Origin of the sequence: Pseudomonas sp. P7759, from assembly GCF_013386445.1 — a bacterium.
GTDB lineage: Bacteria > Pseudomonadota > Gammaproteobacteria > Pseudomonadales > Pseudomonadaceae > Aquipseudomonas > Aquipseudomonas azotoformans_A.
Genome location: NZ_JACART010000087.1, coordinates 1 through 11610 on the forward strand (window position 1 = coordinate 1; position 11610 = coordinate 11610).

The following is an 11610-nucleotide window of genomic DNA, read 5'->3' on the forward strand; positions in this document are numbered from 1 at the left end:
AGCGAGTGACTCCAGCCAAATCCCAGCCCGCAATCCACGTCCACCGCACTGGTGCGGTACAACCGCGTCCACTCAAACGGCAAGATCCCGTCCAGCACACCATCGGTCAGCGTCAGCAGTTCCTCGCCCGTGACCATCGACACCGGACAGCCGTTGGTGACGGTCTTGTCCGAAGGCGCAGCCGCATCCCCCGCCGGGTTTCGAGAAGAAGCCGGCACATCGTCGACAGCCTCCTGCCGCACCAACACCGTCCGCTGCCCAACCTTGTCCCGCACCAACGGCACAGGATTCGAAACCACCTGATCCCCAGCCTTCAACGGCACACCCGGAATCGTCCGAATCGGCGTCGCCGGGCTACCCAGCAATATCGGCTTCGCCACCTCCGCGTGATCATCCACACGAAATTTCCCGAACTGCCCAGCCATGTGCTCCAACCACCTGCGCGCACGTTGAGACTTGATGCCGCCTAGCACCTTCGTACTCAAACGCACCGCCATCCCCATCCCGGCGGTGGCGAGACACAGCAGCAAATTGATCAGGACGTCGGCGCTGATTTCTCCCAGCAACTCGTTCATGTAAGGCGGCGGCAACATCCGCATCCAACTGACCAGCGCCGACACATAAATGAACAGCAGCGGTTCATCGCTCAGCACCAACAAGCCCTTCGCGAGGCTTACAGTGCCGAGCTTCAGCAGCTTTTCGAATTCCTCCTGGGAGAGGTAATGCAGGAGTTTTTCCGCATAACCCATTGGGTCAGAAAGCCACTGGAACAGCTGCTTGAGGCTGTCCCAGAGCGCATACAGCGCCTCGCCAAAACCGCGGGCGTAGGCTTGGTGCAACGAGAGATAGCGTTTGAGGAAGTTGGCTTCGGAGTAACCCTTCCACAACGGTTCAAAGGTGGTGCTCCATTCCGCACGCAGCCAACCTTCCAGCGGTGCGATAACCGCCTGATAAGAGGCGTACAGCGCCTTGAAATGCGCTTTGGACACGTTGGGGTAGAAACTGACTCGGTACTGCTGGTTGCGATCACAATCGGTGATTTCGAGAATGCCGCTGGGGCCGATGGTTTTATGAATGGGCTCACCCAGCGGGCCGCCGTTGGGGTCGATGCGTTGCACCATCACGGGCGTATTACCAATGGGCACGAAGCGTGAACTCTGGAACATGTGCACCAGGGTCAACGAGCCGTTGGCCTGGCAGGTGGCGGTGGTGGTGCTGGGAAACAGGGAGCGGTTGATCGGCGCGACCAGTGCTACTTCATCCCCGACCTTGAAGACCTGCTCGATATCCAGCGCCGAAAAGCTGAAAAAGCTCTCCGCCCAGGCGTCGTAGTGATTGAGGCTGCGCTTGAAATCGCGGATGACGGATTCGACGTCTCGCGTTTTCGAATCCAGGGTGGCCAGTACTAGATAACCAATGGTTTGGCTGGTCAATTCGATCATGAGACAGCCCCGTCCACCGGGGGCCAAACAAATAACGCCATCCGCAATCCCTCGCACTGTGTATTCAGGCGAGGGACTTTGCGGACCTTTTCAGGGGAGGGGAGTAGAGCTAATCCGGCAGCTATGTGGGAGGTTTCGACAAACCTTGTCGTCCCCTACACGACTAGCGGCTATTGTCAGAAATTTCCCACAGGAGTACAAATGTACTCCATGACGACTCTAACTCCCCGCCGTACCGCCATCCTGACCTTTATCCGCGACCGCATCGCGCAGCAAGGCCAGTCTCCCAGCCTCGCCGAGATTGCCGAGGCGTTCGGCTTTGCCTCGCGCAGCGTGGCGCGCAAGCACGTGCTGGCGCTGACGGAAGCCGGGTTTATCGAGGTCAACCCGAACCAGGCGCGCGGCATTCGCCTGCTCAATCAACCTAAGCGTCCGGAGTGGCTGGATGTGCCGGTGCTCGGTCGTGTGGCGGCTGGTTTGCCCATCGGGGCCGATGCAGAGGTGCACAGCCGCCTGCAACTGGACCCGTCGACCTTCGCGAAAACCCCGGATTACCTGTTGCGGGTGCAGGGCGACTCGATGATCGAGGACGGCATTCTCGACGGTGACCTGGTGGGCGTGCGCCGCAGTGCCGAGGCCTTGAACGGGCAGATTGTGGTGGCGCGCCTGGACGGTGAAGTGACCATCAAGCGTTTCGAACGCCAGGGCGACAGCGTGCGCTTGCTGCCGCGCAACCCCGCGTACCAACCCATTGTGGTCGGGCCCGATCAGGACCTGGCGATCGAAGGGGTGTTCTGCGGCTTGGTGAGGCAAGGCTGATGGGGGCCGTGGTTGCACTGGACACGCTGTTCAATGGCGGGCGTGTCTGGAAAGGCCGGCCTGCCGCGCCGCCGGCCAGTGTGCACCCCACCGGGTTGGCGGCGCTGGATGCGGTGTTGCCCACGGGCGGCTGGCCGGAGGCGGCCTTGAGTGAAATCCTCATGGCCAAGGAGGGAGTGGGCGAACTGCAACTGGTGCTGCCGACCCTTGCCCGTTTGTCAAAGGCGGGGGAGCGCATTGTGTTGGTGGCGCCGCCCTACACGCCGTATCCGCATGCCTGGCAGAACGCCGGGGTGGACCTGCGCTTGTTGTCGGTGATCCAGGCCGAGGAGCGCGATGCCTTATGGGCGGTGGAACAATGCTTGCGTTCCGGCAGTTGCGGCGCGGTGTTGTGCTGGCCGCGCAAGGCCGATGACCGCGCGCTGCGGCGCCTGCAGGTGGCGGCGGAAACCGGGCAGACCCTGGCCTTTGCCTGGCGTGCCTTGAGTGAGGCGATCAACTCATCACCTGCCGCCCTGCGCCTGGCCGTGGAGGCCAAACCCGCGCAGGTGCGCGTGCTCAAGTGCCGGGGCGGCCTGGCCCATCCGGGGCCGATTGCACTGGCGGGGCATTGAGGTTGCCATGCGCTGGGTGTGTATTGTCTTCCCGCAATTGGCGCTGGACGGGGTGCAGCGTGTGCATCCCGAGCCGGACCAACCCCTGGTCTTGCTGGCCGGCACGCCGCAACGCCGTGTGCTGCAAACCGTCAACGATGCCGCTCGCGCCCTGGGCCTGCGCCCCGGCCAATCCCTGACGGCGGCGCATGCGCTGGCCAAGAGCTTTGCCAGCGCCGAATACGATCCCGCCGAGATCGAGCGTTACCAGCAGTTCCTCGCGGCCTGGGCCTATCAGTTCAGCTCCCAGGTCAGCCTGTATTATCCGCGCGCCTTGTTGTTCGAGATCGAGTCGAGCCTGGGGTTGTTCGGCCCTTGGCCACGCTTTGAAGCGCGCTTGCGCAAGGAGTTGACCGAACTGGGTTTTCGTCACCGTATCGTCGCTGCGCCTAACCCGGTAGCGGCGCGGGTGCTGGCGAATATCAAGGATGGCCTGGCGGTGCAGGATGACGGCTTGATGCAGGCCCTGGCGCCGTTGCCCATCGACCGCGCCGGCCTCGACCCGCAGGCCGCCACGGCCTTGTCGCGCATGGGCCTGCGCACATTGGCCCAGGTGCAGGCGCTGCCTCGGCATACCCTGGCACGCCGCTTTGAAGCCAGCCTGCTCAAGCACCTGGACGCACTGGCCGGGCAGCGGCCGCTGGGCCTGGCGTTCTATCAGCCGCCAGACCGGTTCGATGTGCGTATCGAACTGAATTTTGACGTGCAATCCCATCAGGCGCTGCTGTTTCCGTTAAGGCGTTTGACGGGCGATCTGTCCGCGTTCCTGTGTGGCCGCGACAGTGGCGTGCAGCGTTTCGACCTGCATTTGGAACACGCCCAGGCGCCCGACAGCGTGATCAAGGTCGGCCTGCTCAGTGCTGAGCGTGAACCGGCGATGCTGTTTGAATTGGCCCGGGGCCGACTGGAGCAAGTCCAAGTCACTTCACCGGTACGCGGCTTTCGCCTGGTGGCCCAGGACCTGCCGGTGTTTGTGCCCCAGCGCCAGGACCTGTTCGACGACCGCCCGCAGCAAACCCTGCCCTGGGAGCAACTGCGCGAACGCCTGCGTGCCCGCTTGGGTGATGAGGCGGTGCAGGGCCTGCGCTTTCACGCCGACCACCGCCCCGAATGCGCCTGGCAAGCGACGGCGGATAAAAATCCGTGCCCAACCTTGAACACAGTGCAGCGCCCCGGTTGGCTACTGAGCGAGCCGACCTTGCTGGGCGAGCAGGGCGTGCAGATCCTCATGGGCCCGGAACGCATCGAGTCCGGCTGGTGGGACGGCGCCGATGTTCGCCGCGACTACTACTTGATCCAGACCCGCGCCGGTCAGCAAGGCTGGGCCTTTCGCACCGTGGGGCAGGGCGATGGCTTGTGGCTGCAGGGCTGGTTTGCATGAGCTACGCCGAGCTGCACTGCCTGTCCAACTTCAGCTTCCAGCGCGGCGCTTCCAGTGCGCTGGAACTGTTCGAGCGCGCCAAGCGCCAAGGCTACAGCGCCCTGGCGATCACCGACGAATGCACCTTGTCCGGCATCGTGCGTGCATGGCAGGCGGCGAAGGCGGTGGAGTTGCCGTTGATCATCGGCAGCGAGGTGCGCATCGACAACGGTCCGAAACTGGTGCTGCTGGTGGAAAACCTCAGCGGCTACCAGCACCTGTGCCGCTTGATCACCCTGGCCCGGCGGCGCGCCGAAAAAGGCCGCTATCGCCTGCTGCGCGAGGACTTCGAGCAACCGCTGCCCGGCCTGCTGGCGCTGTGGGTGGCCGAAGACAGCGACACCCAGGCCGACGTCCAATGGCTGTGCCGGACCTTCGCGCAACGCCTGTGGCTGGCGGTGCACCTGCATTGCGGCCAGGACGATGCTCGCTATCTGGAACAACGCCTGCAATTGGCTGCCAGCCTGCACATCCCGGCAGTGGCTTGCGGCGATGTGCACATGCATGTGCGCGGCCGCCGCGCCCTGCAAGACACCATGACCGCCATCCGCCATCATGTACCGGTGGCCGAAGCCGGTACGCGGCTGCACCCCAATGGCGAGCGGCACCTGCGCAGCCTGGAAGCGTTAGGAGCGTTGTATCCCGCGTCGTTGCTCGACGAAACCCAGGCTATTGCCCGCCGCTGCACCTTTGACCTCAGCCAATTGCGCTATCACTATCCGCGCGAACTGGTGCCTGCCGGCCACAATGCCAAATCCTGGCTGCGCGCCGTGACCGAAGAAGGCATCGCCAAACGTTGGCCGCAGGGTGTCGACGCCAAGACCTTGCAGCAGATCGACAGCGAGCTGGAGTTGATCAGCGAGTTGGGTTACGAAAGCTACTTCCTCACGGTGCACGACATTGTGCAGTTCGCCCGCAGCCGCTCGATCCTGTGCCAGGGACGCGGCTCGGCGGCCAACTCGGCGGTGTGTTTTGCCTTGGGCATCACCGAGATCGACCCGAGCCTGACCAGCATGTTGTTCGAGCGCTTCCTCTCCAGGGAGCGCAATGAGCCGCCGGATATCGACGTGGACTTCGAACACGAACGCCGCGAAGAAGTGCTGCAGTACGTGTTCCAGCGTTACGGTCGCACCCGCGCGGCGCTGACGGCGGTGGTCAGCAGTTACCACGCGTCCGGCGCGGTGCGCGATGTGGCCAAAGCCTTGGGGTTGCCGCCAGACCAGATCAACGCCCTGGCTGACTGCTGCGGGCGCTGGAGTGACGAAGCGCCTCCGCTGGAGCGCCTGCGCGAAGGTGGCTTCGACCCCGACAGCCCGATCCTGCGCCGCGTGCTCACGCTGACCCAGCAATTGATCGGCTTCCCTCGGCACCTGTCCCAGCACCCTGGCGGCTTCGTGATTTCCGAATACCCGCTGGACACCCTGGTGCCGGTGGAAAATGCCGCCATGGCCGAGCGCACCATCATCCAGTGGGACAAGGACGACCTCGACGCCGTCGGCCTGCTCAAAGTGGATATCCTCGCCTTGGGCATGCTCAGCGCTATCCGTCGTTGTTTCGATCTGCTGCGCCGCCATCGCAACCGTGACATGAGCCTGGCGTCGGTGCCCAAGGAAGACCCGGCCACTTACGCGATGATCAGCAAGGCCGACACCATCGGTGTGTTCCAGATCGAGTCGCGGGCGCAGATGTCGATGTTGCCCAGGCTCAAGCCGCAGACGTTCTATGACCTGGTGATCGAGGTCGCCATCGTGCGGCCGGGGCCGATCCAGGGGGGCATGGTGCACCCGTACTTGCGACGGCGGAACAAGGAGGAGGCAACCACTTATCCTTCGCCGGAACTGGAAGTGGTGTTGAAACGTACCCTCGGCATTCCGCTGTTCCAGGAACAGGTGATGCAGATCGCCATGGTCGCCGCCGATTATGGCCCCGGCGAAGCTGACCAGTTGCGCCGTTCCATGGCCGCCTGGAAACGCCACGGTGGCCTGGAACCGCACCAGTCGCGCCTGCGCACCGGCATGCTGAAAAACGGTTACACCGAGGCCTTTGCCGCGCAGATTTTCGAGCAGATCAAGGGCTTTGGCAGCTATGGCTTCCCCGAGTCCCACGCGGCCAGTTTCGCCTTGTTGACCTACGCCAGTTGCTGGCTCAAGTGCCATGAGCCGGCGGCGTTTGCCTGTGCGCTGATCAACAGCTGGCCCATGGGTTTCTACAGCCCGGATCAGATCCTCCAAGACGCGCGGCGCCATCGCTTGCAGATCCGCCCGGTGGACGTGCAGGCCAGCGACTGGGATTGCAGCCTGGAGCCGATCGACGGCGCACAGCCGGCGATTCGCATGGGCATGCGCATGATCGCGGGGTTTCGCGAAGAAGACGCGCGGCGCATCGAAGCGGCGCGTCAACGCCGGGCGTTCAGCGATATTGCCGACCTGGACGCGCGTGCCGGGCTGGATGCACGCGCCCAAGTACTGCTGGCGGATGCCGGCGCCTTGCGCGCCCTGGCCGGCCACCGGCACACGGCGCGTTGGGAAGTGGCCGGCGTACACAAGCAACTCGGGCTGTTTGCCGGCCTGCCAAGCCCGGACGAAGCTGTGGTGGAGTTACCGACGCCCACCGTGGGCGAGGACCTGCACGCCGACTACGCCACAGTCGGCACCACCCTGGGCCCGCATCCAATGGCGTTGTTGCGGGCGGAACTGCGCAAGCGGCGCTGCCGCAGTTCCCAGGAGCTGATGGCGGTGGAGCATGGGCGCAATGTCAGCGTCGCGGGGCTGGTCACCGGTCGTCAGCGTCCGGGCACGGCGAGCGGGGTGACCTTTGTCACCCTGGAAGATGAATTCGGCAACCTCAATGTGGTGGTCTGGCGTGACCTGGCTGAGCGTCAACGCCAGGCATTGGTCGGCTCGCGGTTGCTGAAAGTGGACGGCCGCTGGGAAGCGGTGGGCGAAGTGCGGCACCTGATCGCCGGGCGTCTCACCGACCTGACGCCGTTACTGGAAGGCATCACGGTGCGCAGCCGGGATTTTCATTAGGGCCAGTGGCTTCTGCGGTGATTACCCCCTAAGTTATACAAGATGAAACCATCCGGCCCTGGTGCGCTCCAAATTTTGCGGCTGTCTTTTCTTTGCGCAGAGTTCAATGATGCAATTCTTATCCAATCCCCACGGCTGTGAAGGCTGGGCCGGTGAAATGGCCCAGCGGATCCGTGCGTTCGATTGGGCGACCACCGACCTGGGTCCTATCGACCAATGGTCCACCAGCCTGACCTGCACGGTGCAGATGATGCTGGCGTCACCCGTGCCCATGGTGATGCTGTGGGGCCAATGGGGCTATATGATCTACAACGACAGCTACTCGGCGTTTGCCGGTGGCCGTCACCCGTACCTGCTGGGCACGCCGGTAGAGCTGGGTTGGCCGGAAGTGGCCGAATTCAATCGTCATGTGATGGACACTTGCCTGGCTGGCGGCACCCTGTCGTTCAACAACAAGGACCTGGTGCTGTTGCGCAACGGCAGGCCGGAAACCGTGTGGCTGGACCTGTATTACAGCCCGGTCGCTGGCGACAACCAGCAACCCGCCGGGGTGTTGGCGATTGTGGTGGAGACCACCGAGCTGGTGAAGTCTGAACAGGTGCGCCAGGAACTCACGCATAACCTGGAGCAACGGGTCGCCGCTGAAGTGCAGGCGCGCTCCGCTGCCGAGGACCAACTGCGTCAGTCGCAGAAACTCGAAGCCATCGGCGGCCTGACCGGCGGCGTGGCCCACGACTTCAATAACCTGCTGCAAGTGATCGCCGGCAACCTGCATTTGCTGGCCCGCCACGAACCGGACAACGCCCAGGTGCAGCGCCGTGTCGCCGCGGCCATTGCGGCGGTGGAGCGTGGGGCCAAGCTGTCGTCGCAGTTGCTTGCGTTTGCCCGTCGCCAACCCTTGTCACCAGCGGTGTACAACCCGCAACGCATCTACGCGGGGCTTGGCGAACTGCTGCAACGGGCGCTGGGGGAAACCATCCACATTGATGTGCAATTGCCCCAGGACTCCTGGTTTATCAACGTCGACCGCAACCAGCTGGAAAATGCGCTGCTCAACCTGGCGATCAACGCCCGGGACGCCATGCAGGGCGAGGGCGTGATCCGTATCACTGGCGAGAACATCATCCTTAACCCCGACGACTGCGCGGGCAAAAGCATCAAGCCCGGCGAATATGTGCGCCTGGCGGTCATCGACACCGGAGTGGGCATGTCCGAGTCCACGCTGAAACGCGCGTTCGAACCCTTCTTCACCACCAAGCGCGAAGGCCATGGCACCGGCCTGGGCCTGAGCATGGTGTTTGGTTTTGTGCGCCAGAGCGGCGGGCATGTGGAGATGTGGAGCGAGGAGGGCAAGGGTTCTGTGGTGCAGATGTATTTCCCCCACAGCCTGGAGCCGGAAAGCCTCGATGTGCATATCGACCAGATCCCCCAGAGTGGCGGCCAGGAAACCATCCTGGTGGTCGAGGACAACGAAGGCGTGCGCCTGACCGTCGTCGAGTTGCTCGAACAGTCCGGCTACACCGTGCTCACGGCCGATGACGGTGACCAGGCCATGCTCAAGCTGCAAGCCGGTTTGCAGCCGGAGCTGATCTTTACCGATGTGGTCATGCCCGGCCGCGTCAAAAGCACCGACCTGGCCGACTGGGCCCGTGTGCAGCATCCTCCCGTTGCCGTGCTGTTCACCTCCGGCCATACCCGTGACATTCTCTCCAGCAATCATCTGCTGAGCGCCGACATTCATCTGCTGAGCAAACCCTACAGCCCCGAAGCCCTGACGCAACGGGTGCGCAGCGTGCTCACCGCCCGACAAGGTTGTCCATGACTTCACAGCGCAACATCCCTGCGATCACTGCCCAGCCAAGCGGTTTCGTCCGCGTGCGCGGCGCCCGCGAACACAACCTGCGTAACGTCGATGTGGATATTCCTCGGGATGCCCTGGTGGTGTTTACCGGCGTATCGGGCTCCGGCAAGTCGTCCCTGGCGTTTTCCACGGTGTATGCCGAGGCGCAGCGGCGTTACTTCGAATCGGTGGCGCCGTATGCGCGGCGGCTGATCGACCAGGTCGGCGTGCCGGACGTGGACAGCATCGAAGGCCTGCCCCCCGCCGTGGCCCTGCAACAGCAGCGCGGCACGCCGAGCGCGCGCTCGTCGGTGGGCAGCGTGACCACGCTGTCGAGCCTGATCCGCATGCTGTACTCCCGCGCCGGCAGCTATCCGCCGGGACAACCGATGCTGTACGCCGAGGACTTCTCGCCCAACCTGCCCCAGGGCGCGTGCCCGCAATGCCATGGCCTGGGCCGCGTGTACGAGGTGACCGAAGCGCTGATGGTGCCGGACCCTTCGCTGACTATCCGTCAGCGTGCGGTGGCGTCCTGGCCATTGGCGTGGCAGGGCCAGAACCAGCGCGACATCCTGGTGACGTTGGGCTACGACGTGGATATCCCCTGGCGCGACCTGCCGAAAAAGCAGCGCGACTGGATCCTGTTCACCGAGGACACCCCCACCGCACCGGTCTACGCCGGCTTCACGCCGGAACAGACCCGCGACGCGCTCAAGCGCAAACTGGAGCCGAGCTACCAAGGCACCTTCATGGGCGCCCGGCGCTACATACTGCACACCTTTGCCCACACCCAGAGCGCGCTGATGAAGAAGCGCGTCTCGCAGTTCATGCAGGGCAGCGCCTGCCCGCTGTGCGAGGGCAAACGCCTGACCAAGGCCGCGCTGTCGGTGAAGTTTGCCGGGGTGGACATCGGTGAGTTGTCGCAGTTGTCGTTGGCGCAATTGGCCGAGTTGCTGCGGCCAGTGGCGGCGGGGCAAGACAAGATGAAACTGTCGGTGGAAAAACGCCTGGCTGCCCAGCGGATTGCCCAGGATTTGCTGGAGCGGGTCAGCACGTTGACCGAGTTGGGCCTGGGTTATTTGTCTTTGGAACGCAGCACACCAACCCTGTCATCAGGGGAGTTGCAACGGTTGCGTTTGGCGACCCAGTTGGGTTCGCAGTTGTTCGGCGTGATCTATGTGCTGGATGAACCCTCGGCGGGCCTGCATCCGGCGGATGGCGAGGCGTTGTTCACCGCCCTGGAACGTTTGAAAGCCGCGGGCAATTCGTTGTTTGTGGTGGAACACGACCTGGAAACCATGCGCCGCGCCGATTGGCTGATCGATGTGGGTCCGGCCGCCGGCGAGCATGGCGGGCAGGTGTTGTACAGCGGCCCGCCAGCAGGATTGGCGCAGGTGCAGGCGTCGCAGACCCGTGAGTATTTGTTTGCTGACAAGCGTGTATCGGAGCAAGTGCGCCGCGAGCCGACCGGCTGGCTGAAACTGCAAGGGGTGACGCGCAATAATCTCAAGGACCTGAACGTCGATTTCCCGTTGGGCTGCTTCACGGCGGTCACCGGGATTTCCGGGTCGGGCAAGTCCAGCCTGGTCAGCCAGGCGCTGCTGGAGCTGGTGGGCGCCGGTCTTGGTCGCGTGGTGGAAAACGACGAAGAACCGAGCCTGGAAGACGACGCGCCGCAAACCAGCGGCGGGCACATCAGCGCCGGGCTGGAGCACATCCGCCGCCTGGTGCAGGTGGACCAGAAACCCATCGGCCGCACGCCGCGCTCGAACCTGGCGACCTATACCGGCCTGTTCGACAACGTACGCAAGCTGTTCGCGGCCACACCGGCAGCGAAGAAGCGTCATTACGATGCCGGTCAGTTCTCGTTCAACGTCGCCAAGGGCCGTTGCCCGAACTGTGAAGGGGAAGGTTTTGTCAGTGTCGAGTTGCTGTTCATGCCCAGCGTGTACGCACCGTGCCCGACCTGTCATGGGGCGCGCTACAACCCCGAGACCCTGGCGGTGAAATGGCAAGGCTTGACCATCGCCCAAGTGTTGGGGCTGACGGTGGAGCAAGCGGTGGACGTGTTTGCCGAGCAACCGAGCGTACTGCGCTCGTTGCAGGTGCTGCGGGACATCGGCCTGGGTTATCTGCGCCTGGGCCAACCGGCCACTGAGTTGTCGGGCGGTGAAGCGCAGCGCATCAAGCTGGCGACCGAGCTGCAACGCAATGCGCGGGGCGCGACCCTGTATGTGCTGGATGAGCCGACTACCGGGTTGCATCCACGGGATGTGGACCGCTTGCTCAGCCAGTTGAATCACTTGGTGGACGCGGGGCATACGGTGGTTGTGGTGGAGCATGAGATGCGCGTGGTGGCGCAGAGTGATTGGGTGATTGATATCGGGCCGGGGGCGGGGGATTTGGG

Annotated in this window: 7 protein-coding genes; 6 read left to right on the forward strand and 1 reads right to left on the reverse strand. The window is 63.8% G+C overall.

The window, feature by feature from the left end; translation table 11 throughout:
• Positions 1-1442 (reverse strand): DUF6531 domain-containing protein (locus HX823_RS30915; RefSeq protein ID WP_256350345.1); only part of this gene is annotated, 1442 nt, incomplete at its 3' end.
• Between the two features lie 201 nt (positions 1443-1643).
• Between HX823_RS30915 and lexA the strand changes: the two genes are divergently transcribed.
• From lexA to HX823_RS30945, 6 genes are all read left to right on the forward strand, one after another.
• Entirely contained in the window at positions 1644-2261 is a 618-nt protein-coding gene (gene lexA / locus HX823_RS30920; protein ID WP_016980373.1) for a transcriptional repressor LexA, read from the forward strand.
• The gene (gene imuA, locus HX823_RS30925; protein ID WP_177078422.1) at positions 2261-2875 is read left to right on the forward strand and encodes a translesion DNA synthesis-associated protein ImuA; all 615 of its coding nucleotides are present in this window, start codon (positions 2261-2263) and stop codon (positions 2873-2875) included. The genes lexA and imuA overlap by 1 nt, the downstream gene beginning before the upstream one ends.
• A gap of 7 nt (positions 2876-2882) precedes the next feature.
• Positions 2883-4295, forward strand: coding sequence for a DNA polymerase Y family protein (locus HX823_RS30930; RefSeq protein WP_038850827.1), 1413 nt, complete (start codon positions 2883-2885; stop codon positions 4293-4295).
• Entirely contained in the window at positions 4271-7363 is a 3093-nt protein-coding gene (locus HX823_RS30935) for an error-prone DNA polymerase (RefSeq protein ID WP_371317995.1), read from the forward strand. The genes HX823_RS30930 and HX823_RS30935 overlap by 25 nt, the downstream gene beginning before the upstream one ends.
• Before the next feature lie 109 nt (positions 7364-7472).
• Complete coding sequence (locus HX823_RS30940) at positions 7473-9185, forward strand: ATP-binding protein (RefSeq protein WP_177078426.1); 1713 nt, start codon at positions 7473-7475, stop codon at positions 9183-9185.
• A partial coding sequence (locus HX823_RS30945; protein ID WP_177078428.1) for an excinuclease ABC subunit UvrA occupies positions 9182-11610 on the forward strand: 2429 nt, incomplete at its 3' end. The genes HX823_RS30940 and HX823_RS30945, both read left to right, overlap by 4 nt.